Raw genomic sequence first — 24,787 nt, forward strand, 5'->3', positions numbered from 1 at the left:
GAAAATTGTAGTAACATTAATTTAACCATTGCTAAGATTCCTTACTTTTACATTATAAAGTTATTAAGAAATATACACAAGTATTCATAATTGTTTCGTCATAATCATACATATTATTTATAATAACTTCTGAAAGGAGCATGGGTATGGATAAAAATCACAGAAATGAGAACCCGAGTGACTTACAAAGTTCTGAAAGTCGTCATAATTTACACCCCGATGCAGTGCTTTCAGCAGCCATTATATCGTGGCTGAGCAAGAAAATAGAAGGAATTGTGGTTGTAATTAATACAAATAATGAAATAGAATATATTAGTGATTCGGTATATGGGATACTAGGCTATGAGCCAAAAGAAATAATCGGAAAAACATGGGTCGATTCTCCGATTGAAATTGATTCGGAGATTATTTCTCAAGCTGTAGTGGATGACCAAATGAAACATAAAAAACTATTAATCGATATTCCGACCAAAGAAGGGGAGGAGCTTTCTTTTTCTTGTGAATTAAATTATATTTTTCAAGATATCGATGTCGAAAAAAGGTTTCTGATTTATTTGGAAAAAAAAGCAGAAGATACTCGATTAGATGACTTAATGATTCGCTCAGAGAAGATGAATGTAGCGGGGCAGTTGGCAGCTAGTTTAGCTCACGAAATACGCAATCCACTTACTTCATTAAAGGGTTTCCTTCAACTACTTCAAGCTGGTGCACAGCATAAGGAAGAATATTTTAATGTGATGATTGAAGAAGTAGAAAAAATTGAATCAATTACATCCGAATTATTATTTATTTCAAAGCCCTTAACTGATAATCGTTCTAAAGAAAAAATAACAAAAATGATGAAGGATGTAGAGTTATTATTACAATCACAAGCAAATCAAAAAAATATTCAAATTCAGCTGCAAAGCAGTACAGATGCATCGATTCTTTGTGATCGTTCTCAAATTAAACAAGTTCTAATTAACCTTGTGAAAAATGCTATTGAAGCAATGGATCAGTCTGGGAAAATAATTGTAGAAGCGAAAGAAGTAGAGCATAAAGTAAGACTGTCTGTTATTGATGAAGGCTGCGGATTGCCAGAAGATATATTGCACCGTCTTGGCGAGCCATTTTTTACAACAAAAACATCGGGAACAGGGCTTGGTTTATTAATTACAAAGAAAATCCTTCACAATCATGATGCAGACTTTCATATGTACAATAATGAACATAAAGGGAGTACATTTGAAATTATTTTTCCTAAAGCTGATAATGAAATGGAAATAGACGAATAATTGTATATTAACGAAATTTATAGTTCTTTTTACATGAGAGGAAAGTATAAAAACAATGAATTTAAGGAACTTCGGCTATGTCCTCCACGTACCTGGGACCGGGACGGGGATTACTCGTCGCACCGAAAACCATTGCGCTTTACTTGCCCTGCCGAAAATAGTTGTGAGCATGCCGATGTCAGCATACTCATATGCCGGTAAAGGACGAAGCGAATGTGTGTTTTTTCTATTTAATAGATACTTTTCTTAATCAATCATTCAGCAATTATATAAGTTATATTTATCTCTTGGCATAACTTTTTACTATCTACTATTTAACAATAATTATTTGTTTTATTTGCTAGTTTCCTATATTATATATTATGAACGGTCTATTTATTTGAATAGCAGAATTGATTAAAAAAAGTAATACCTTCTTGTTTAATCGGAAGAAGGAGAGGAAATGAAAGGGGTAACACAATATGTCGAACACAAATGCGTACAATGCAAAAAAGCAGTTCGAATTAAACGGTAAAACGTATAATTATTACCGTTTGAAAACGCTGGAAGAATCCGGGTTTGGTAAAGTAGATCGCTTGCCATTTTCAATCCGTGTTCTTTTAGAATCATTATTAAGACAACAAGATGATCATCAAATTAAAAATGAACATGTTGAATCATTAGCACACTGGGGAACAGATAAGGAAACAGGGGCGGATGTACCATTTAAACCTTCCCGTGTCATTCTTCAGGATTTTACAGGAGTACCAGCAGTGGTTGATCTTGCATCTCTACGTAAAGCAATGGTTGATCTTGGTGGGGAGCCAGATAAAATTAATCCGGAAGTTCCAGTAGATTTGGTTATTGACCACTCTGTACAGGTTGACCAATATGGAACACCAGATGCTTTGCGTGCCAATATGGAATTAGAATTTGAACGTAATGCAGAACGTTACCAATTCTTGAACTGGGCTCAGAAAGCATTTAATAACTACCGTGCAGTACCGCCAGCAACTGGTATTGTTCACCAGGTTAACTTAGAGTATTTAGCGGACGTTGTACATGCGCGTGAAAATGAAGACGGGTCTTATGAGACTTTCCCAGATACGCTTGTAGGAACTGATTCCCATACAACCATGATTAATGGGCTTGGTATCCTCGGCTGGGGCGTTGGTGGAATTGAAGCAGAAGCAGGTATGCTAGGACAGCCTTCTTACTTCCCTGCACCAGAAGTAATTGGTGTAAAATTCACTGGTTCTTTTCCAAATGGTACAACAGCGACTGACCTTGCATTAAAAGTAACGCAAGTGTTGCGTGAACAAAATGTAGTTGGAAAATTTGTAGAGTACTTTGGTCCGGGTCTAAAAGATATGCCATTAGCTGACCGCGCTACGATTTCTAATATGGCTCCAGAGTACGGTGCTACTTGTGGGTTCTTCCCGGTTGATCAAGAAACACTTGATTACTTAAAATTAACGGGACGTAGTGATGAATTAATTAATGTTGTTGAAAAATACTGTAAAGAAAATGATTTATGGTACGATGCAGACAGCGTTGATCCTGAATATACGAAAGTCATTGAAATTAACTTATCTGAATTAGAGCCGAATCTTTCTGGGCCAAAACGTCCGCAAGATTTAATTGCGCTTTCTGATATGAAGAAAGAATTCAATAAAGCCATCACTGCAAAAGAGGGCAACCAAGGATTCGGATTAGATAAATCTGAGTTTGATAAAGAGGTTGAAATCAATCATCCAAATGGAAAAACTTCTGTTATGAAAACAGGAAGCCTTGCGATTGCTGCAATTACATCTTGTACAAATACATCTAACCCATATGTAATGTTAGGTGCAGGACTGGTTGCGAAAAAAGCAGTTGAAAGAGGCTTAGAAGTTCCTGAATACGTAAAAACTTCTTTAGCACCAGGTTCAAAAGTTGTTACACGTTACTTAGAAGATGCCGGTTTACAAACGTATTTAGATAAATTAGGCTTCAATCTAGTAGGTTATGGATGTACAACATGTATTGGTAACTCTGGTCCTTTACGTGAAGAGATTGAAGAAGCTATTGCAGCGAATGATTTAATCGCATCTTCTGTACTATCTGGTAACCGTAACTTTGAAGGTCGTATCCATCCGCTGGTGAAAGCAAACTACCTTGCTTCTCCACCGCTTGTTGTTGCTTATGCGCTTGCTGGAACAACAGATATTGATCTTGTTAAAGAAGCTATCGGTAAAGACAAAGATGGTAACGATGTTTACATGAATGATATTTGGCCAACTCTTACAGAAATTAAAGAGGAAGTCCAAAGAGTAGTTACACCTGAAATTTTCCGTAAAGAATATGAAGATGTGTTCAGTTCTAACGAAAAGTGGAATGAAATTGATACAACGGATGAACCGTTATTTGAGTGGGATGAGGATTCTACTTACATCCAAAATCCTCCATTCTTTGAAGGGTTAACACCGGAAGCTGGAACAGTTGAACCGCTTAGCGGATTACGTGCTATCGGCCTGTTTGGAGATTCTGTAACAACAGACCATATCTCCCCAGCAGGTGCTATCGCTAAAGATATGCCAGCAGGTAAGTTCTTACAGGAGAAAGGTGTTTCTCCAAGAAACTTTAACTCTTATGGATCCCGCCGTGGTAACCATGAAATTATGATGCGTGGTACGTTTGCAAATATCCGTATCCGTAACTTGTTAGCTCCAGGTACAGAAGGCGGTTATACGACTTACTGGCCAACTGGTGATGTTATGCCTATCTATGATGCTGCGATGAAATATCAGCAAGATGGAACAGGTCTTGTTGTTATCGGCGGAAAAGATTATGGAATGGGCTCATCCCGTGACTGGGCTGCAAAAGGTACGAATCTATTAGGAATTAAAACAGTCATTGCAGAAAGTTTTGAACGTATTCACCGTTCTAACCTTGTGATGATGGGTGTACTACCACTTCAATTTGAAAAAGGTGACAGTGCTGAGAGCTTAGGTTTAACTGGTAAAGAAACATTTGCTGTAGAAGTAGATGAGACTGTAAAACCTGGTGATTTAGTCAATGTAACTGCAACAGCTGAAGATGGAAAAGTAACTACCTTTAAAGCAGTTGCCCGTTTTGATAGTGATGTTGAAATTGATTACTATCGTCATGGCGGTATCTTACGTATGGTATTACGTGACAAAGTAAAAGCATAAGCAGTTTGTTGCTTTGTTAAATAAGTGGAAAAGAGCCTTTGCTTCATTGATAAGCAAAGGCTCTTTTCCTATGTCTATTCATTCAGATCTATATCCTTTACAAAACGTGAGTGCCTCTTTACGATAGAAGAAGGAAAACAATATGGATGGTGGGAGATACAATTGTATAAACGGATATTTGCACTTGTTTTGTTATTAGTACTTGTAGGAATTGTTATTGCAAATGTAGTACAAGATAGGATTGCAGACAATACGACCGAAGAAGAGGAAGAAGCGGTTCTTGTAGACGATGGCTCTTCCAGCCAAGGTGCTGCGATTGCACCTGCGGAAAGTGCTGGAGTAGAACCCGGGGAACCAGCTCCCGACTTTGAACTGGAGACGTTAGAAGGGGATAACTTTCGGCTTTCCGATTTGCAAGGGCAGAAAGTAATTTTAAATTTCTGGTATTCCTGGTGTCCTCCTTGCATAGAAGAAATGCCTGAAATACAGGAATTCTATGAGGACTATCAAGATGAGGTCGAAGTCGTTGCGGTTAATATGACAACACATGAAAATCAATTTTCGGATGTTGGGGATTTTATTGAGGAGCACGGACATACTTTTACTGTACCATTGGATAAAGAGGATACTTTATCTGATCCTTATGTTGTCTATGCTGCACCAACGACCTATTTTATAGGGACAGATGGTACCATACAGCAGCCCAGAAAAATTGGACCGATGGACTACGAGTTTATGGAAGAAATGGTTCAGGGAATGGATTAATTGAAGGAGAAGGAAGAGGAGGAAGAAAGCTTGCTAGTTACAGAAACACCTATAGAAGTAAGGTATCAGGAAACCGACCAGATGGGAGTCGTTTATCATGCAAACTACTTAGTATGGTTTGAAATCGGACGTACAAAGTTTGTAGAGGCTTTAGGGCTTAATTATCATCAAGGTATGGAGCAGCATAATGTTGTTTCTCCAGTAATTGATGCACAGATCTCATATAAAAACGCTGTACGTTATGGGGAAAAACCAGTAGTAAAAACGTGGCTGGATGCTTATGATGGTTTACGTACCGTTTACCGTTATGAAATTTTAACGGAAACAGGAGATGTGGCTGTTACAGGAACAACCACCCATACAATTGTAGACAAGGACACCTTTCGGCCACTATCAATTCGCAGGAAATTTCCTGATTGGCACGCTGTATATCAAAATCAGCTTAGGAAAGAGGATTAGGAATGGCTTTTGGATTAAAAAGAGAAGAATTAAATCAGTGGAAGCGAAATGTCCAGGCTGGTAAAATTGATTTTATCACGCACTATTGGCTGGATGACCGTTTTCCTGGCTGTACTACAGTGACAAAAGTAGGCTGCAGTGACATAGAGAAATTGAAGGAGTGGGGGAGAAAGTATCATTTAGATGAATCCTGGATTGATTTAAAACCTGAATACCCACATTTTGATTTATTTGGTGATTATCAATGGAAAATTTTAAAATCAGAAAATCGTCTGGAGCAATTAGAACGATTTAAATAAAGAAAAGCGCAGATAAATATTTTGTCTTATCTGCGCTTTTTGTTTGTACCCAATACTAATCACTTTTCTCTGGATATTCAATTTTTGGTTCTTGTTTCGTATCATCATAAGAAACAGATAAGTTTGCTCCTTCAAAATACCAGTCGTCTGATTCTTCAATAAAGAAACGGATGCCTTCTACAGATGTGGAAGCTATTTCATTCTCGGGTGCTTCCGCTTTAATACCGAGTGAAAAACCAGCAATTCTGCCGCCAACTCCGCCATATCGAGGAAAGAATCGTACATTCTTTTCGTTTTGTAAATCTAGCTCTTCTTTATACCATTTTGCTGCTTGTTCTGATACTGTAATATCCATTGTATCTCTCCCTTTTACTGATGCTTTTTCTTTTCCGGTTTTTCTGGAACGTAATCTACTCCACCTGGATGGAATGGATGACATTTACTAATTCTTTTTATAGTCAATATTCCACCTTTAAAAAATCCAAAACGTTGGAATGCTTCTAATCCATAAGCTGAACAGGTTGGATAGAAGCGGCAAGTTGCTGGTGTATATGGACTGATAGCAAGCTGGTAAAAGCGAATCAACCCAATAAATATATATTTCATTTGATCGTCATCCTTGTCCGTTACGCTTATCGTAGGTAACAGAAGCAACCGCATCATGCATATGAATCGATTCTTCGTTACGACATGCTACATGGAACTTCATCACTGCTGGTAGCTCATAAAGGTCGGCAGCAATTAAACGGACCATATCTTCTACAAATCGAGGGTTTTCATAAGCTGATTCTGTCACCATTTTTTCATCCGGTCTTTTCAAGATAGGATGAAGCCTTGCACTCGCATTACTTTCAGCTGCTTCTAATAAAAGAACCTTCCAATCCCCGTCTGTATTTGAAAAACCTGGCTCCAGTTCCGTTTCAATTGTTACATTACCGCGCTGGTTGTGGGCACTGTATTCACTGATTTCTTTGGAGCAAGGGCATAATGTTGTTATTTGTATGTTCAAAGAAACATTGATTTGATAATCCCCGTGTTGTGAATAACGTACAGAAATAGATACTTCTGCATGATTTAGTCCAGCAGCAGAGGTCTGCGGTGCTTTCCGCTCATAGAACCAGGGGAAGGTCACGGAAATCGTTGCATCTGGCTGCTCCAACTTTATTGCCAGGTCCTTTGTAAACTGTTTTAATTCATCAATGGAAACGGAAAAACCATTTTGATGATATTGCTCTAATAACTCCATGAAACGACTCATATTTGTCCCTTTACTATTTGCAGGGATGCTGGATGAAAATGTGAATGTGCCAACAGTTGTTTGTTCAAACGGTGCTTGTCCACTTAAAACACGGACAGGGTATTTTACATTTGCGACACCAACTACATCCAAATCAAACAGAAAATCACGTTTTACATTTTGTAAATCAGCCATTTGATTTTTTTCAGTTGGTTTTTTCTTTTCACCCGGAGGCACAGAACCGAATAATTTATGTCTTTCTTCCTTGGAAGGAAGTTTTTTGAATGGAATTGTGTTTAATTGTTGCATAAAAACGTCCTTTCTTGATAAACATCTGAAAGCTTTGAGATGTTTAAACAGTCATTAATTATAGCCACTAGTATACTGAATTTGATTTAAATATTCAATTTATCGGACTTCTACATCCAAGTTATTTTAGGCTCTGTTCCATTTTTTATTCGTTTAATGTTCGTCCAGTGTCGATATGTTACAAAAGTGGTTAATATAAAGATAACAATTGTCAATCCGGTATTCTGGAAAAATAATGACGCAAAAAAGGCAACAACCCCCGTTATCATGGAAGAAAGGGAAACATATTTAGATATATATAATGACAGTAAAAATGTTGCAACCATGATAATAAATAGGATAGGATTAATTCCTAGAATCATCCCGCCTGATGTTGCAACAGCTTTGCCACCTTTAAATTTAGCAAAAACCGGATAAGTATGACCTAAAACAGCTATAATACCAATAATTAAAGGATACGCATTGGCATCGAATAATTGAGGCAATAAAGCAGCTAGAGTTCCCTTTAAAATGTCACCGAGGACAACGATGCTTCCTGCTTTTATCCCAAGTACACGAAAGGCATTGGTTGCGCCGAGATTACCACTTCCATGTTCACGAATATCTATTTTGTAACCAATTTTGCCGATGATTAAGGCAAATGGAATGGATCCTAAGAGATATGCAATTATCCCGAAAATAATATAATCCATACGTTCCCAACTCTCTTTTTCAAATTCTTATTCTATGTTCCTATGGCTATTTTAGCATGAACCAACCTGTTTAAGTACAAAATTTTTATAAGAAAAGCTCATATAAGTTTATCTTTTAATAAATTTATCGATTTTTAATACTTAATCACTCAACTTTCGGACCTTAAAAAGAAACTCCATTTCCGTAGACACAGGAGTTGATCATTCCTTTGTTAACTCCCTTGATAAAGAATAGAGGATGTATTGTAAGGCACCGCTGCGGCGGACCGTTTTGCTTTCCTAGGGGCACGCTCTTCAGCTAACTCTTGCCAAGAAGAGCACTTGGCAAAAGTGGATCTTCAGATGGTGCTGATCCCACAGGAGTCAAAACGGTCCGCCTCCGCTAGTGAGATATTCTCTACGTGGAATAGCTGAACAAAAAAAGGTAGATCAGACAGAAGAGATTTTATGTAGTGCATGGTAAAAATGTTCGGCAATGATTTCTTTTTGAGCATGAAAGCTATTCCTGATGTTAACTATCCACGCTTTTATGATTCGAACTGCTAAGCCAACCATTTGAAATAGAGGAATGATCATGTCATCAAGCGAAAGAGATACTATTTCGTCCAACCCAACAGAATGTTATTTCTTTCATTCGCTGTAGAAACCAAAAGCAAGCATGGTAATGAAGAACATGTTCATTGTGAAATAGCAAGATATATATGCTTATTCTCAGGTGCGAAAGTTGACTTATCAAATATAAAAATAAAGAAATGATGAGGTTTTAAACGCGTACAATCGGGAATCTTTTTTTAAGGAGGTTTTATTTATGATTACATTTAGCGATATTACAAAAACATACCCTGATGGAACAACTGCTGTCGAGCAATTTAATTTGACAGTTGAGAAGGGCGAATTTATGACTTTAATTGGCCCCAGCGGCTGTGGGAAAACAACGACAATGAAGATGATTAACCGCCTGATTGATCCATCTGAAGGGACAATATACATAGACGGGAAACCAGTAAGTGACTATTCCATTCATGAATTACGATGGAATATTGGATACGTTCTACAGCAGATTGCTTTATTTCCACATATGACTGTTCAGGAAAATATTCAAGTCGTTCCAGAGCTCTTGAAATGGAAGAAAGGGAAAACAGAAAAACGGGCCGATGAATTATTGGATATGGTTGGGATGGATCCATCTATTTTTAAAAAACGTTATCCTAGCGAACTTTCAGGAGGGCAGCAGCAACGTATTGGCGTTATCCGGGCATTAGCTGCAGACCCTGATATCGTATTAATGGATGAACCATTTAGTGCGCTCGATCCAATTAGCCGGGAACAGTTACAAATAGATATTGATAAATTACAAAAAGAAATTAAGAAAACAGTTGTTTTCGTTACTCACGATATGGATGAGGCTTTAAAAATGAGTGACCGGATTTGTTTGATGAAAGAAGGAAGTGTGGTTCAATGCGGCTCACCTGAACAATTAATGAAACATCCTCAAAATGATTTTGTGGAAGAATTTATTGGAAACCGGCAGTCACCGTGGCTAAAATCCGTTCAGGAAGTTATGAAAAAAGATGTACAACCTGTTCCTTTACAGGAGCAAGAGAATCAGGTAACAATTCCTGCAAAAAGTACAATCGAAGACGCATATGCATTAATCCAGTCATCAAACCAGACGGATTTTCCAGTAGTAAATGACAATCAAAAAATCGTTGGTATTGTGACAAGAGATGAATTGCTTCATTACTTCTATCAGCAGGAGAAGGAGGGAGCGAGTATATTATGAAGGAATTTATAAACGTGTTCCAGAACCGGCAGGATATGCTCCTTCAGGCTATTTGGGAACATTTGCAGATTTCTCTGATTTCACTCGGTATTGCCATTTTAATTGCTGTGCCAATCGGAATTATACTGACAAGGTATCCTCGTGTCGCTGAGCCTATTATTGGCACATCTGCTGTTCTGCAGACCATACCAAGTCTTGCAGTGTTAGCCTTTTTAATCCCGTTTTTAGGGATTGGCATTCAGCCGGCTATTGTTGCGCTTGTCCTCTATGGATTGTTACCGATTCTTAGAAATACATACACCGGAATAGATGGAGTAAATCCAGCATTACGGGAAGCTGCCAGAGGTATGGGGATGAATACTAAAAAGCAATTAATGAAGGTAGAGCTGCCGATTGCGATGCCGGTTATTATGGCAGGTATTCGTACCTCTATGGTTCTTATTGTAGGAACCACCACTATTGCAGCTTTAATCGGTGCAGGTGGACTCGGAGATATCATTTTACTTGGTTTAGACCGTGGCGGAGATATTCCACTTGTGTTATTAGGTGCGATACCAGCTGCTTTATTAGCTATTATTCTTGATTTTATTCTGCGTTTATTTGAAAAGCTCTCTAAAAATTACGGCATCAAAGCATTTACAGCAATGTTGATTATTGTTGTTCTTGTTGCGACCATTCCGTTTATGATTCCAAGCAATCAAAAAGGGGATATTGTTATTGCGGGAAAATTAGGAGCAGAGCCGGAAATCATTATGAATCTTTATAAAATATTAATAGAAGAAGAAAGTGATATTTCCGTTGATATAGAACCGAATCTTGGAAAAACAGATATGGTATTTAATGCGCTGCAGCAAGGAAGCATTGATATTTACCCGGAATTCACAGGTACGGTTATCGTTTCACTGCTTGATGAACAGGCGGAATCCAAGGAAGCAGAAGAAGTATATGTACAAGCCAGAGATGGCATTAAAGAAGCATATAATTTGGAACTGTTAGAGCCAATGTTGTTTAATAATGCATATACGGTAGCTGTTACAGAAGCATTTGCAGAAGAAAATAACCTGGATGATATCTCTGATTTGAAGCCGATTGAAGATCAGATGACAGCCGGATTCACATTAGAATTTAATGACCGCTATGATGGCTATGTCGGAATGCAGGATGTCTATAATCTGGACTTTAATGAGGTAAACACAATGGATCCCGGTCTTCGTCAAGAAGCGATTGCCAGTGGAGAGGTGGATGTGATTGACGCTTATGGAACAGACAGTTATATGGTAGAATTAGGGTTAGTATCCTTGGGAGATTCTGAAAACTTATTTCCGTCCTATCAGGGTGCACCGTTAATGCGGGAAGACACGTTAGAACAGTATCCGGAACTGGAAGACATTCTGAATCAATTAAGCGGACAAATTACAGATGAGGAAATGCAAGAGATGAATTACCAAGTGGACTATGAAGATGCAGCTGCAGAGGATGTTGCCAGAGACTACTTGGAAGAAAACGGGTTTATCGAGTAATTGCAGGAAAAAATTCCATACATTTATTTTAAAGGAGGAATTATCATGGCTATTGAAAATCCCAGCAATGAAAAGTTAAAAGAAATTCTGGAGAACGCGAAGACAATTGCTGTTGTAGGTTTATCTGCAAATCCAGACAGAACATCCTATCAAATTGCAAAAAGAATGCAGGAGGAAGGGTATAAGATTATTCCTGTCAATCCAACCGTCGATGAGGTTCTTGGAGAAAAGGCTTATAACACCCTGGCAGAAGTCAAAGAGCATATTGATATTATTAATGTTTTCCGCCGGCCGGAGCATTTGCCGGATGTAGCGAAGGATGCTGTACAAACAGATTGTAAAATGTTTTGGGCGCAGCAGGGAATAGTAAATGAAGAAGCTTATAATTATTTAAAAGAACATGATTTTGAAGTAGTGATGGACCTTTGCATTAAAGTGATACATGCGGTTCTATTAAAATAAAGGAAAATTACCGTTGAACTAGCAGTAAAATGCACATTAAATGATGTCGTACTTTTTCTAAGCTACACGGCTGAGTCGGGCGCTACAAGCCAGACTCGGCTTTTTGCTTTAGATCTCAACTTTCACACATTAAAAAGTAACTTCATTTCCATAGAGACAGGAGTTGATCGTTCCTTTGATAACTTCCTTGACCAAGAATAGAAGGTGTAGTGTAAAGCACCGCTGCGGCGGACCGTTTTGCTTTCCTAGGGGCACGCTCTTCAGCTAACTTTTGCCAAGAAGAGCGCTTGGCAAAAGTGGATCTTCAGATGGTGCTAATCCCTCAGGAGTCAAAACGGTCCGCCTCCGCTAGTAAGGTGTTCTATATGTGGAAAAAAGCTCACCAAATAGATGTTTGATCAGATAGAACATATTTTTCATACTGCATGGTAAAATGTCCCGCCAAGACTACTTTCTGTGCATGAAAGCTATTCCTGATGTTAACTATCCACGCTGTCATGATTAGTTGATCAGTCGAAAGTTGAGCTTAGATAGCAATAACTATCTAACTAAAGAAAACACGGAAAGCGTAGAGTTTTTCCTCAGCAGTTGTATTAACATGAAATAATAGGAAGCGAGGCTTACTTTCAGAACGTAGTGACCTTAGTTGATTATTTCTTTTAGCAACTTTTTGAACACGCTCTAATACTATTAAATAAATGATTACCTTGCTTTTCTATGATTTTTCCAATAAGATATTAATGATGTAAACATTGATATCGTGGGTATACCCTTTATTTGATAAAGCCCATTTAAAAATAATTTTTAATAGAAATTATTTGATTTATCAGGTGGGAGCATGTTTAGACTAGACGACAAAACAAACTTTGCTCTATAGTGGATAAACAAGGTTTCATTTATCACAGGGTAACATTTATAAAGCTCATGTCTTAAAATAGAGAGTGAAAATCAATTTATTTAAACGGAAGATGGCAGACGCTAACTCTGAATCATTCAACTAATAATGGGCTCATTGAGATGAGGGATTGCTTTCCAATTCGACGGGTGAAGAACAAAACACCTATTGCATGGAGAACTGTTTTAAATAAATGGGACAGGAATAGAGAAAACGTTATATAAGCATGACTGTTTGAATTATAAAGTACCCGGTTACGTATAGACTTTTATCGCAGTTTAGCTTTAGAATCAAAGTTTGTAATCAATTTGTTATCCGCTGGATGGCTGTTATATGCTTTGTTCTTTGATTAGAAAGCTTCGTGTTTACTATGTCTTTGATTGAATAACGTTTATGTTGAGCTGATACAAATAGCGAAGTTTTATTTTTTTATTTGTCAAATAAGAACGAATGTTCTATGATGTGTGTAGAGGATTTTTTGAAGGGAGAAGATGATTCGTGGAGAATGAATATCAATACTCTGATAGTTCTATCCAGGTGCTGGAAGGACTGGATGCAGTACGTAAACGACCAGGAATGTATATTGGAAGTACAGACATTCGTGGATTACATCATCTTGTTTATGAAATTGTTGATAATGCTGTAGACGAGGCGCTGGCTGGTCACGGCAATCAAATAACGGTAACCATACATAAAGATGACAGTATTTCTGTAGAGGATAGCGGCCGTGGAATGCCGATTGGAATGCATGCGACCGGAAAACCGACCACAGAGGTTATTTTTACTGTCCTGCATGCGGGCGGAAAGTTTGGTCAAGGAAGCTATAAAACAAGTGGAGGTTTGCATGGCGTAGGTGCTTCTGTTGTAAATGCTTTGTCTGAATGGCTGACAGTAACCACTTATCGTGATGGACGTAAATATGAACAGCGTTTCGAGAATGGCGGACACCCAGCAACTACTTTAGAGGATAAAGGACCTTCGAGAAAAAAAGGCTCCTGTATTCACTTTAAGCCGGACCCTGCTATCTTCTCGACAATTGTATTTAATTTTGAAACGATTTCAGAGCGTTTAAGAGAATCTGCCTTTTTACTGAAAGGATTAAAAATTGAACTGAAAGATGAACATAATGGAGAGCATCAGATTTATGAATACCCTGAAGGTCTACAATCTTTTGTAGAATGGCTAAATGAAGAAAAGGACGTGCTTCATCCAGTTGTATCGTTTGAAGGAGAACAATTAGAAATTGAAGTTGAATTTGCTTTTCAATTCAATGATGGTTTTGCTGAAAATATGCTTTCCTTTGTAAACCATGTGCGGACAAGAGATGGTGGTACACATGAATTTGGTGCTAGAACGGCAATTACTCGTACGATCAATGATTATGCAAGAAGAGTCGGGCTCTTAAAAGAAAAAGATAAAAATTTAGAAGGTACCGATATCCGCGAAGGATTAACGGCAATAGTGTCTGTCCGTGTACCGGAGAATAAGCTGCAATTTGAAGGACAGACAAAGGGTAAACTTGGGACAACAGAAGCCCGTTCAGCAGTTGATGCAGTTGTATCTGAAAACCTAACTTACTTTTTAGAGGAAAACGCAGAAACCTCTTCTTTGTTGATTAAAAAGTCTATCCGTGCAAAAGAAGCACGAGAAGCAGCGAGAAAAGCACGGGAAGAAGCTCGTACTGGAAAAAAACGAAAAAGAAAAGATACTTTGCTAAGTGGGAAGCTAACTCCTGCACAATCAAAGAATCCACAGAAGAATGAGCTATATCTTGTAGAGGGAGACTCTGCTGGCGGATCAGCAAAGCAAGGCCGTGACCGTAAATTCCAAGCTGTGCTGCCGCTTAGAGGAAAGGTTATTAATACGGAAAAAGCAAAGCTTGAGGATGTTTTTAAAAATGAAGAAATCTCAACGATTATTCATACGATAGGTGCCGGTGTTGGCGGAGATTTTAATATGGAAGATGTTCAATATGACAAAATTATTATTATGACGGATGCAGATACGGACGGAGCACATATTCAAGTTCTGTTGTTAACGTTTTTCTATCGATATATGCGACCTTTAGTAGAGTCGGGGAAAGTATTTATTGCACTTCCGCCGTTGTTTAAGGTCTCTAAAGGGAAAGGGAAACAAGAAAAAACACGTTATGCATGGGATGAAAATGAGCTCAAAAAAGCAGTGCAAGAGTTAAAAAATGGCTATGACATCCAGCGCTATAAGGGTCTTGGCGAGATGAATGCGGATCAATTGTGGGAGACGACCATGAATCCCGAGTCCCGTACACTTATCCGGGTATCTATTGATGATATTGCCCGTGCGGAACGAAGGGTAACAACATTAATGGGAGATAAGGTAGAACCCCGCCGTAAATGGATTGAAGGTCATGTTAAATTTGGTTTGGCAGAAGACGGAACCATTTTAGAAAATGAAAATATTCATAAAGAAGAATAGTTCGGAATTGTAAGGAGTGATTCCATTTGGATCAAACAGAGAAATATTTAGATCTTCCTTTAGAAGAAGTCATAGGAGACCGTTTTGGAAGGTATAGTAAATATATCATTCAAGATCGTGCGCTTCCGGATGCCAGAGATGGTTTGAAGCCTGTCCAACGACGTATACTGTATGCTATGCATGTAGAAAGAAATACGCATGAGAAGAATTTCAGAAAGGCTGCGAAAACAGTAGGAACCGTAATTGGTAACTATCACCCGCATGGTGATTCTTCTGTTTATGAAGCAATGGTCCGCTTAAGCCAGGATTGGAAAGTGCGTAACAGATTGATTGAAATGCACGGGAATAATGGCAGTATTGACGGAGACCCTCCAGCAGCAATGCGTTATACAGAAGCAAGATTATCTCCAATTGCATCAGAGCTTCTTCGGGATATTGATAAAGAGACCGTTGAATACATTCCTAACTTTGATGAAACAACCGATGAGCCTGTTGTATTACCTGCAAAATTTCCTAATTTGCTCGTAAATGGTTCTACAGGTATCTCCGCTGGTTATGCGACAGATATTCCTCCTCATAATTTAGGTGAAGTAATCGATGCAGTGATCATGCGGATCGATAAACCGGAATCCAGTGTAGATGATTTAATGCGTGTGCTGAAAGGACCTGATTTCCCTACTGGTGGTATCATCCAAGGCATTGAAGGAATTAAAAAAGCTTATGAAACTGGAAAAGGAAAAGTTGTCGTTCGTGGAAAGGCAGCAATCGAAACATTAAAAGGAAACCGTGAACAAATCGTTGTTACAGAAGTTCCCTATGAAGTCAACAAAGCAGCAATGGTAAAAAAAATGGACGAACTTCGTATTGACAGGAAGGTTGAGGGAATCGCGGAAGTACGTGATGAAACAGACCGGACTGGCTTACGTATTGTTGTTGAATTGAAAAAGGATGCGAATAGTGAAGGTATTTTAAATTTCTTATATAAAAATACAGACTTACAGATTACGTATCATTTCAATATGGTTGCTATCAAAGATAAGACACCGACCCTTTTATCTTTGCCGCAGCTTCTTGATGCGTATGTCAGTCATCAGCGTGAAGTTGTAACAAACCAGACACGATTTGACTTAAATAAGGCTAAAAAGCGAGCGCATATTGTGGAAGGTTTAATCAAAGCAATTTCCATTTTAGATGAGTTAATTGCGACCATCCGTGCATCAAAAGATAAGGCTGATGCCAAAAATCAGATCATGGAAAAGTACGGTTTTACAGAGCCTCAAGCAGAAGCGATTGTTACGTTACAGCTTTATCGATTAACTAATACAGATATTGTTCAATTAGAGGAAGAAGCAAGTGAGTTACGAAAACAAATGGAAAAGCTTGCAGCTATTTTAGATAGCGAAAAGAAATTGCTGCAAACTATTAAGAATGACTTAAAGCAAATTAAGAAAAAATTTACGGATGCCCGTCGCACGCATATTGAGGATAAAGTAGAAGAGCTGAAAATTAATATTGAAGTAACCGTAGCAAGTGAAGATGTATTGGTTTCAGTTACTAGAGACGGCTATGTAAAACGGACCAGCCTAAGGTCTTATGCAGCTTCTAACAGTGAAGATTTGCCGCTGAAGGACGATGATCATCCAATAAGTCTGCTCGAAGTTAATACAACGGATAACATTATGTTGTTTACGAACAAAGGAAGGTATATTTTGTGTGCTGTTCATGAACTCCCTGATATTCGTTGGAAGGATATGGGGCAGCATATTTCGCATATAGTTCCATTGGAAAAAGAAGAATATTTGATTAAAGTGATTCCTGTCCGTGACTTTAAGGAAGAGGAAGGTTTCTTAATGTTCTTTACACGAAACGGCATGGTTAAACGGAGTGAGTTCCAGCTTTATGAAGCACAGCGTCGTGGAAAAGCATTAATTGCTCTTAATCTGAAAAATGATGATGAACTGGTCCAAATCAGTCGTACTGATGGTCAGAAGGATATATTTATTACAACAAATAAAGGCTATGGGTTATGGTATGAAGAAGCAGAAGTATCGATTGTCGGCCAAAGAGCAGCCGGGGTGAAGTCGATCGCCTTGAAAGATGATGATTTCGTTGTAAATGGACAAGTGTTTGATCCAGAAACACCAAAAGATTTATTTGTTATGACGCAACGCGGGGCATGTAAACGCATGAAGTTAAAATCCTTTGAAAAAGCAAGCCGGGCAAAACGGGGATTAATTATGCTGAAGGAATTAAAGAAAAAACCGCATCGGATTCAAGGATTCTTTATGGTAAATAATCAGGAAATGATTAGCTATAAAACGAAAAATGGAGAGGTGCAACGCATAAATCCTATAGAGCTTCCTGTCTCTGACCGGTATAGTAATGGTTCATTTATGATAGATGCTGATCAGGAAGTAATTGAGGTATATCAAGAAACAACCTATGAAAAACCGTTTGAAACGAATGATGAGGAATCGTAGAAGTTAATATTATCTCCTTAACGTGCCAAAAGCATTGTTAGGGAGATTTTTTGTATATAAATCAACTTTCGTACATTAAAAAGTAACTTCATTAGACAAAGAATAGAAGGTGAAGTGTAAGGCACCGCTGCGGCGGACAGTTTTGCTTTCCGACGTACAAATGTTTTCGATGGGGCGAGTAATCGCAGCCCCAACCCCAGGACGTTGCGACTTTAGTTTGCCTAGGGGCACGCTCTTCAGCTAACTTTTGCCAAGAAGAGCACTTGGCAAAAGTGGATCTTCAGATGGTGCTGATCCCTCAGGAGTCAAAACGGTCCGCCTCCGCTAGTCAGATAGTCTATACGAAAAAAAACAACTTACCCAATAGATGTTTGATCAGATAGAACTTATTTTTCATGCTGCATGCTAAAACCTTCCGCCAAGATTACGTTCTGTGCACAAAAGCTATTCCCTGTACTTCATATCCATACTGTCATGATTGGCTGTTTAGGCGAAAGCTGCTATTTCGTCAAACTCATCAAAATGTTAGCTCTTTCATTCGCTGTAGAGTCCTATCAGAGCGCAGGCCAATCACGGAGAATCCTAAAGTGATTTGCAGACTAAACCCGTGATTCCTGGGGCTGCGGTTACTTGCCCTATCGAAAACCGTCGCTAAAATTTTATGTTTTCTTAAAGTGTAAATGTAGCCATTCAAAAAAGATTTTTTATCTTTTTCTTTGCCTAATCCCCAGCTTTTGATAAAATATAAATGGAAACGCATTCATTAAGAGCAAAAAGGGGGCACGAGAATGGATTTTGATTTAACCAAAGAACAAAAAATGATTCAGCGGATGGTTTCTGATTTTGCAGAACAAAGCATTCGTCCAAGAGCAATGGATATCGATGTTAATGCAGCTTTCCCAGAAGATATTTTTCAAGATATGGGAGGGCTTGGTTTATTAGGGATCCCATTTCCTGAAGAATACGGAGGCTCTGACGGTGATACGCTTTCGTATGCAATCGCTGTAGAGGAAATTGGCAAACGCTGCGGAAGTACAGGACTAAGTTATGCAGCAGCAGTATCTTTAGGAGCCAGTCCCATTTATTATTTTGGAACAGAAGAGCAAAAACAAACTTTTTTAAAACCAATTGCCGAAGGACGTTCTTTAGGAGCTTTCGGTTTAACAGAGCCTAACGCCGGATCCGATTCTGGGGGAACAAAAACAACTGCCAAACGAGATGGAGATGAATATATTATTCAAGGGGAAAAATGCTTTATCACGAATGCCAGTTTTGCAGATTTTATTATTGTAACAGCGGTTACCAAAAAAGATGCGAATAATAAGAATAAAATTTCTGCGATTATTGTGCCAACAGATGCCGAAGGGTTAACCGTCCGCAGTGATTATGACAAAATGGGCGTTCGCGGATCAGATACCGCGGAAGTTATTTTAGATAATGTCCGTGTTCCTAAAGAAAACTTACTTGGTATAGAACATCAAGGACATCAACAATTTTTGAAAACATTAGATGGCGGGAGGATCTCTATTGCGGCATTAGCTGTCGGGATTGGGCAGGCTGCTTTAGATCGTTCCTTACAGTATGCAAAAGACCGTAAACAATTCGGCAAGTCCATCTCCAGTTTTCAAGCGATTCAATTTAAATTAGCGGATATGGCAATGGAAATTGAATTGGCACGAAATATGGTATATAAAGCAGCCTGGTTAAAGGATCAACATAGAGATTTTTCCAAAGAAGCTGCATATGCCAAGTTGTATGCAACAGAAATGGCATTTCGAGCGGCAAATCAGGCGATTCAAATTCATGGCGGCTATGGATATATGCGTGAATATGAAGTGGAGAGGCTGCTTAGGGACGCTAAATTATTAGAAATTGGAGAAGGAACATCTGAAATTCAACGCTTGGTTATTGCTAGAAAGCTAGGATGCTAGAGAAGGAGAGAAGCCGATGATACAAAAAATATTAATTGCTAATCGCGGCGAGATTGCCAGAAGAATTATCCGCAGCTGCAAACAATTAGACATAAAGACAGTCGCAATCTATTCCGACGCTGACGAAAATGCTTTGTTTAAACAAGAAGCTGATGAAGCATATCATATTGGACCTTCTCAAGTGCAGCAAAGCTATCTGCAGTTAGATAAAATGATTGAAGTTGCAAAAAAGACAAACACGGATGCGATTCATCCTGGCTATGGTTTCTTGAGTGAAAGCCCGGCATTAGCTGAACGATGCAAAGAAGCGGGGATAATTTTTATTGGTCCTGAAGCAGATATTTTAAGGTTGATGGGGAGTAAAATTGAAGCCAGAAAAGCAATGATAGAAGCTGGTGTACCCGTAATTCCCGGTACAGATCGTGCGGTGGAATCGGCAGAAGAAGCTGTCACGCTTGCAGAACGAATCGGCTATCCGGTTATGTTAAAAGCATCCGCAGGCGGCGGAGGTATCGGCATGGAGATCGTGGACTCTTCCGAGAAGCTGAAAAAAGCTTTTGAAAACAATTCGAAGCGTGCTGCATCTTTCTTTGGAGACGGGGCAATGTTTTTAGAAAAGCACATAACAAACAGTAGACATATAGAAGTACAGGTGTTAGCTGACCACCATCAACATACTGTTCATTTATTTGAAAGAGAATGCTCGATTCAGCGCAGGAATCAAAAGGTGTTAGAAGAAGCGCCCTCTCCGTCTATCTCGGAAGCACTTCGTAAGGAATTAGGAAAAACAGCTGTTATTGCTGCTGAGGCGATTCATTATACCAACGCCGGAACAATTGAATTTCTCGTCGATGAATCAGAACAATTTTACTTTTTGGAAATGAATACTCGTATTCAAGTAGAACATCCAATTACGGAAGAAATAACAGGCATTGACATTGTTAAAGAACAAATAAGCATAGCGAATCACCAAAAGCTCCCCTTTACGCAAGAAGACATAACAAGAAAAGGGCATGCGATTGAAGTAAGAATTTACGCAGAAGACCCGGTTCGTTTTTTCCCATCACCTGGTAAAATTACAACATTGGAATTACCGCATGGAAAGAACGTCCGTAATGAGTGCGCTGTTGCTTCCGGAGATACGGTAACGCCATTTTACGATCCGATGATTGCGAAACTCATCGTTTATGGAGAAAACCGGTCCGAATCAGTGGAAAAATTAGAAAAAGCACTGCTACAGTTTAAAATAGAAGGCATTAAAACCAATATACCAATGCTTCAGGAAATTATAACGTACGAAGCATTTAAAAAAGGTGATACACAAACAGACTTTTTAAGTAAACATTATCATCCAGATAGAGGAGGAAATAAAGATGGAAATTAAAGCATCAATGGCAGGAAACGTATGGAAAATTACAGTACAGCAGGGGGAAGCGGTAGAAGAAGGACAGGATGTCGTTATTTTGGAATCTATGAAAATGGAAATTCCGATTGCTTCTGAGGAGAAAGGCACTTTAAAAGAATGGAAGGTCCAGGAAGGCGATTTTGTAAATGAAGGAGATACGATAGCAATCGTTGAATAAATCAGTTTGGGGTGGATACCTATGCAACTTGTAAACTACGAAACGGTTGATAAAAATATAGTCATAATCACATTAAATCGGCCAGAAGCTGCAAACGCTTTGTCTTCGGATTTATTAACGGATTTAGAGAAGTGTATTCAAAAAATCAATACTGATGAAGAAATTCGCTGTGTGATTATAACCGCAAGTGGAGAAAAGGCTTTTTGTGCCGGTGCAGATTTAAAAGAGCGGAAGACAATGAATGATGAAGAAGTTATTGCTGCTGTACAGAAAATAAGCAACATGTGCGATTCTATCGAAAAAATAGAGGTACCTGTTATCGCTGCGATTAATGGTGTCGCTTTTGGTGGCGGCTTAGAACTTGCTTTGGCTTGTGATCTGCGTATTGCTGCGAATCATGTGAAGCTGGGGTTAACAGAAACATCCTTGGCGATTATACCAGGTGCAGGGGGCACACAGAGATTGCCGAGGTTAATCGGATTAGGGCAAGCAAAATTACTTATTTATACTGCCAAATCAATTTCAGCGGAGGATGCATTAGCAATTGGACTGATTGAGCGGTCAGTCGCTCCTTCTTTTTTACAAGATGAAGCAATTAGTATTGCCCGTAAAATAAGCCAAAATGGTCCAATCGCTATGAAACAGGCTAAAAAAGCTATTAATCAGGGAATTGATCTTTCAATAGATAAAGCCATTCAACTCGAACATGAATCCTATTTAAAGGTTATCCCGACAAACGACAGGAAAGAGGGCTTGCTCGCATTTCAAGAAAAAAGAAAGCCTGACTATCACGGAAGCTAATGCTGGAAAGGAGTATGCTTATATGCGTATGGAAGAAGAGCTGGAGCAGCGTATGGAAAAGATAAAAAAAGGAGGGAAACAAAAATACCATGATAGCAATGCCGAAAAAGGCAAGCTTTTTGCAAGGGAAAGAATCCATCTCCTTTTTGATTCTCATGACGTTATTGAGGATGGTTTATTTGCCAATGCGATGGATGAGGATTTACCTGCAGATGGCGTGATTACGGTGACAGGAAAAATAAATGGTCAGACGGTTTGTGCGATGGCAAATGATTCTACTGTTAAAGCAGGAAGTTGGGGACAGCGGACAGTGGAGAAAATTTTGCGGATCCAAGAAACGGCAGAACGGCTGGAAGTACCCATGATTTATCTGGTTGACTCTGCTGGAGCCCGGATCACAGATCAAATTGATATGTTCCCGGGAAGAAGAGGAGCAGGACGTATTTTTTACAATCAAATTAAGTTGTCAGGAAGAGTACCGCAAGTCTGCTTACTATTTGGGCCTTCTGCTGCTGGCGGTGCATATATCCCCGCTTTCTGTGATATTGTTGTCATGGTTGATGGGAATGCTTCGATGTATCTAGGTTCTCCACGAATGGCTGAAAAGGTTATTGGCGAGAAAGTTTCTTTAGAAGAAATGGGCGGTGCAAAAATGCATTGCACAACTTCCGGAGTAGGGGATGTTTTAGTAGATACGGAAGAGCAAGCCATTCAGTTTGCGCAGAAGTATTTAACGTACTTTCCTGCTAATTTTCGTGAAAAACCAAAACATGTGGACTCCGTAGCACCTAAAGCTTTTGATAAACCAATCAGTGAAATTATTCCGGAAAATCAAAATGCGGCTTTTGATATGTATGAACTGATTGATCGTATCATTGATGCAGACAGCTTTTGCGAGATAAAAAAGCGTTTTGCTCCGGAATTAATCACAGGACTTGCCCGTATGGATGGGCGGAGTGTAGGAATTATTGCAAATCAACCGCGTGTAAAAGGAGGCGTTCTTTTTACAGATTCTGCAGATAAAGCAACAAAATTTATCCAATTATGTGATGCGTTTGAGATACCGTTACTGTTTTTAACAGATGTACCCGGATTTATGATTGGAACAAGAGTAGAGAAGGAAGGGATTATTCGCCATGGTGCAAAAATGCTGTTTGCGATGAGCGAGGTAACGGTTCCTAAAATTTCGGTTATTGTCCGTAAAGCATATGGAGCCGGTTTATATGCGATGTCAGGACCTGCTTTTGACCCGGATTGCTGTTTAGCTTTTCCAAATGCCCAGATCGCTGTGATGGGGCCGGAAGCAGCAATAAATGCAGTAGAAGCAAATAAAATTGCCCAGCTTCCTGAAGAAGAGAGAGCAGCTTATATTCAGGAAAAGCAGGCGGCTTATAAAGAGAATATTGATATTTACCGATTAGCTTCTGAAATGATTATCGATGATATTATTAACCCGGATCATCTCAGAAGTGAGCTGACAAGACGCTTTTCCGTTTATCAGAATAAGAAAAAGCAATTTACGGAACGAAAACATGGGGTGTATCCTGTTTAGTTTAATTAATCCTGCTTTTTATCGCAGTGTAACGGGCTATAAGACTCCCTCAGAAGGAAGTTTCACTTTATAGCAAATGAAAACGCTTAGGAGTAGCTTTCCTAAGCGTTTTCATACTTCTTAGACAAACAAGTAAAGACCAAAACCAACAAAAGCAGTTCCTATTAAAATGACACTGCTCTTAATTGCTGCTACCGGCAATTTTCGTAAAAAGATTGTGATAAACTCCAATTCAAAAAAAACATTTGTAAAGAATCGACTTTTCGCTTTAAAATCATTTTCATTCATTTTGAAAATCCCATTGACGATTATAATAATGCCCCAGATACAAAAAATACCGCCTAATAGATATCCCAACCTATCCCTCCATCCTTGCCGGTATATTATTTACTCAACTTTCACACCTAAGAAAAAGCATATATACCTTGCTATTTCAAGATGAACATATTCTCTATTATCATGCCATTACCATGCTTGCTTTTGGTTAGATATCCGGCCATTTGGGAATTGATGATTGTGCATAGCTCCCGCTCCGGCCAACCACTCCGCTTTCCATGGGGACGGCTTCAGCTAACTTGAAAAGAAAAACCGCTTTTCAAGTGGATCTTCAGCTCGCCCTGTTCCCATAGGAGTCTGCGTGGTTGGCCTCCGCTCTGATAGGATTCTACAGCGAATGAAAGAGATAACATTTTGCTGAGTTGGACGAAATAGCAGCTTTCGCCTGAACAACCAATCATGACAGCATGGATAGTTATTATCAAGAATAGCTTTCATGCACAAAAAGTAATCATTGCTGAACATTTTTACCATGCACCACAAAAAATATATTCTGTTGGATCTAACTTCTATTTAGTCAACTGTTTCATACCATATAGAATATCCTGCGCCTACTAGCGGAGGCGGACTGTTTTGACTCCTGAGGGATCAGCACCATCTGAAGATCCACTTTTGCCAAGCGCTCTTCCTGGCAAAAGTTAGCTGAAGAGCGTGTCCCTAGGAAAGCAAAACGGTCCGCCGCAGCGGTGAACTGCTCCCTGTCAAGTAGACAGTAAAAAAACAAAAATTCTATGCAACAGCCTGGTACCGACATTCCAACGGTGTCAGGCTATTTAAGTTCT

The 24,787-nt window shown here is 39.0% G+C and carries 20 protein-coding genes; 15 read left to right on the forward strand and 5 right to left on the reverse strand.

The genetic code is table 11. From position 1 onward, the window contains the following. Nucleotides 1–146: 146 nt before the first annotated feature. The 5 genes from BN986_RS24955 to BN986_RS24975 all read left to right on the forward strand — a co-directional run bounded on the left by BN986_RS24955 (nucleotide 147) and on the right by BN986_RS24975 (nucleotide 5,970). Nucleotides 147–1,274, forward strand: coding sequence for an ATP-binding protein (locus BN986_RS24955; protein ID WP_040985376.1), 1,128 nt, complete (start codon nucleotides 147–149; stop codon nucleotides 1,272–1,274). A 461-nt stretch (nucleotides 1,275–1,735) separates the two neighbouring features. Next, nucleotides 1,736–4,447, forward strand: coding sequence for an aconitate hydratase AcnA (gene acnA / locus BN986_RS24960; protein ID WP_040985378.1), 2,712 nt, complete (start codon nucleotides 1,736–1,738; stop codon nucleotides 4,445–4,447). 162 nt (nucleotides 4,448–4,609) lie between these two features. Next, nucleotides 4,610–5,212, forward strand: a complete 603-nt coding sequence (locus BN986_RS24965; RefSeq protein WP_040985380.1) for a TlpA family protein disulfide reductase — start codon at nucleotides 4,610–4,612, stop codon at nucleotides 5,210–5,212. Between the two features lie 30 nt (nucleotides 5,213–5,242). Continuing rightward, nucleotides 5,243–5,671 carry an acyl-CoA thioesterase gene (locus BN986_RS24970; protein WP_040985438.1) on the forward strand — a complete coding sequence of 143 codons (429 nt, stop codon included), beginning with the start codon at nucleotides 5,243–5,245 and terminating at the stop codon, nucleotides 5,669–5,671. Between the two features lie 2 nt (nucleotides 5,672–5,673). Continuing rightward, nucleotides 5,674–5,970, forward strand: coding sequence for a hypothetical protein (locus BN986_RS24975; protein WP_040985382.1), 297 nt, complete (start codon nucleotides 5,674–5,676; stop codon nucleotides 5,968–5,970). A 55-nt stretch (nucleotides 5,971–6,025) separates the two neighbouring features. Here BN986_RS24975 and BN986_RS24980 read toward each other — a convergent pair whose 3' ends face one another. The 4 genes from BN986_RS24980 to plsY form a co-directional block, all read right to left on the reverse strand. Beyond that, nucleotides 6,026–6,325, reverse strand: coding sequence for a HesB/YadR/YfhF family protein (locus BN986_RS24980; protein WP_040985385.1), 300 nt, complete (start codon nucleotides 6,323–6,325; stop codon nucleotides 6,026–6,028). A gap of 14 nt (nucleotides 6,326–6,339) precedes the next feature. After that, nucleotides 6,340–6,576 carry a membrane protein insertion efficiency factor YidD gene (gene yidD, locus BN986_RS24985; protein WP_040985386.1) on the reverse strand — a complete coding sequence of 79 codons (237 nt, stop codon included), beginning with the start codon at nucleotides 6,574–6,576 and terminating at the stop codon, nucleotides 6,340–6,342. 7 nt (nucleotides 6,577–6,583) lie between these two features. Next, nucleotides 6,584–7,516 (reverse strand): GTP cyclohydrolase FolE2, encoded by a 933-nt coding sequence (gene folE2 / locus BN986_RS24990; protein ID WP_040985387.1) that lies wholly within the window; start codon nucleotides 7,514–7,516, stop codon nucleotides 6,584–6,586. 110 nt (nucleotides 7,517–7,626) lie between these two features. Further along, entirely contained in the window at nucleotides 7,627–8,208 is a 582-nt protein-coding gene (gene plsY, locus BN986_RS24995) for a glycerol-3-phosphate 1-O-acyltransferase PlsY (RefSeq protein ID WP_040985388.1), read from the reverse strand. An 808-nt stretch (nucleotides 8,209–9,016) separates the two neighbouring features. Between plsY and BN986_RS25000 the strand changes: the two genes are divergently transcribed. The 10 genes from BN986_RS25000 (at nucleotide 9,017) to BN986_RS25045 (ending at nucleotide 23,669) form a co-directional block, all read left to right on the forward strand. Continuing rightward, a complete protein-coding gene (locus BN986_RS25000; RefSeq protein WP_040985390.1) occupies nucleotides 9,017–9,991 on the forward strand; it encodes an ABC transporter ATP-binding protein in 975 nt (324 codons plus the stop codon). Continuing rightward, nucleotides 9,988–11,511, forward strand: coding sequence for an ABC transporter permease/substrate-binding protein (locus BN986_RS25005; protein ID WP_040985392.1), 1,524 nt, complete (start codon nucleotides 9,988–9,990; stop codon nucleotides 11,509–11,511). Before BN986_RS25000 ends, BN986_RS25005 begins: the two co-directional genes overlap by 4 nt. Nucleotides 11,512–11,556: 45 nt before the next feature. After that, nucleotides 11,557–11,973, forward strand: coding sequence for a CoA-binding protein (locus BN986_RS25010; RefSeq protein WP_187378620.1), 417 nt, complete (start codon nucleotides 11,557–11,559; stop codon nucleotides 11,971–11,973). A 1,393-nt stretch (nucleotides 11,974–13,366) separates the two neighbouring features. Then, on the forward strand, nucleotides 13,367–15,322 hold the full coding sequence (parE, locus tag BN986_RS25015; protein ID WP_040985394.1) for a DNA topoisomerase IV subunit B: 1,956 nt from the start codon (nucleotides 13,367–13,369) through the stop codon (nucleotides 15,320–15,322). Between the two features lie 26 nt (nucleotides 15,323–15,348). After that, complete coding sequence (parC, locus tag BN986_RS25020) at nucleotides 15,349–17,802, forward strand: DNA topoisomerase IV subunit A (RefSeq protein ID WP_040985396.1); 2,454 nt, start codon at nucleotides 15,349–15,351, stop codon at nucleotides 17,800–17,802. Nucleotides 17,803–18,590: 788 nt separating this feature from the next. Continuing rightward, on the forward strand, nucleotides 18,591–19,733 hold the full coding sequence (locus tag BN986_RS25025) for an acyl-CoA dehydrogenase family protein (protein WP_040985398.1): 1,143 nt from the start codon (nucleotides 18,591–18,593) through the stop codon (nucleotides 19,731–19,733). Nucleotides 19,734–19,749: 16 nt separating this feature from the next. Then, a complete protein-coding gene (locus BN986_RS25030; protein WP_040985400.1) occupies nucleotides 19,750–21,117 on the forward strand; it encodes an acetyl-CoA carboxylase biotin carboxylase subunit in 1,368 nt (455 codons plus the stop codon). Continuing rightward, the gene (locus BN986_RS25035; RefSeq protein ID WP_040985402.1) at nucleotides 21,107–21,316 is read left to right on the forward strand and encodes an acetyl-CoA carboxylase biotin carboxyl carrier protein subunit; all 210 of its coding nucleotides are present in this window, start codon (nucleotides 21,107–21,109) and stop codon (nucleotides 21,314–21,316) included. The genes BN986_RS25030 and BN986_RS25035 overlap by 11 nt, the downstream gene beginning before the upstream one ends. A gap of 21 nt (nucleotides 21,317–21,337) precedes the next feature. Continuing rightward, nucleotides 21,338–22,117: an enoyl-CoA hydratase gene (locus tag BN986_RS25040; RefSeq protein WP_040985403.1), complete on the forward strand. Its 780-nt coding sequence runs from the start codon at nucleotides 21,338–21,340 to the stop codon at nucleotides 22,115–22,117. A 22-nt stretch (nucleotides 22,118–22,139) separates the two neighbouring features. Beyond that, the gene (locus BN986_RS25045; protein ID WP_040985405.1) at nucleotides 22,140–23,669 is read left to right on the forward strand and encodes an acyl-CoA carboxylase subunit beta; all 1,530 of its coding nucleotides are present in this window, start codon (nucleotides 22,140–22,142) and stop codon (nucleotides 23,667–23,669) included. 120 nt (nucleotides 23,670–23,789) lie between these two features. Here BN986_RS25045 and BN986_RS25050 read toward each other — a convergent pair whose 3' ends face one another. After that, nucleotides 23,790–24,026, reverse strand: coding sequence for a hypothetical protein (locus BN986_RS25050; RefSeq protein WP_040985407.1), 237 nt, complete (start codon nucleotides 24,024–24,026; stop codon nucleotides 23,790–23,792). Between the last annotated feature and the right edge of the window lie 761 nt (nucleotides 24,027–24,787).

This window comes from Oceanobacillus jeddahensis, assembly GCF_000750635.1.
GTDB classification, from domain to species: domain Bacteria; phylum Bacillota; class Bacilli; order Bacillales; family Amphibacillaceae; genus Oceanobacillus; species Oceanobacillus jeddahense.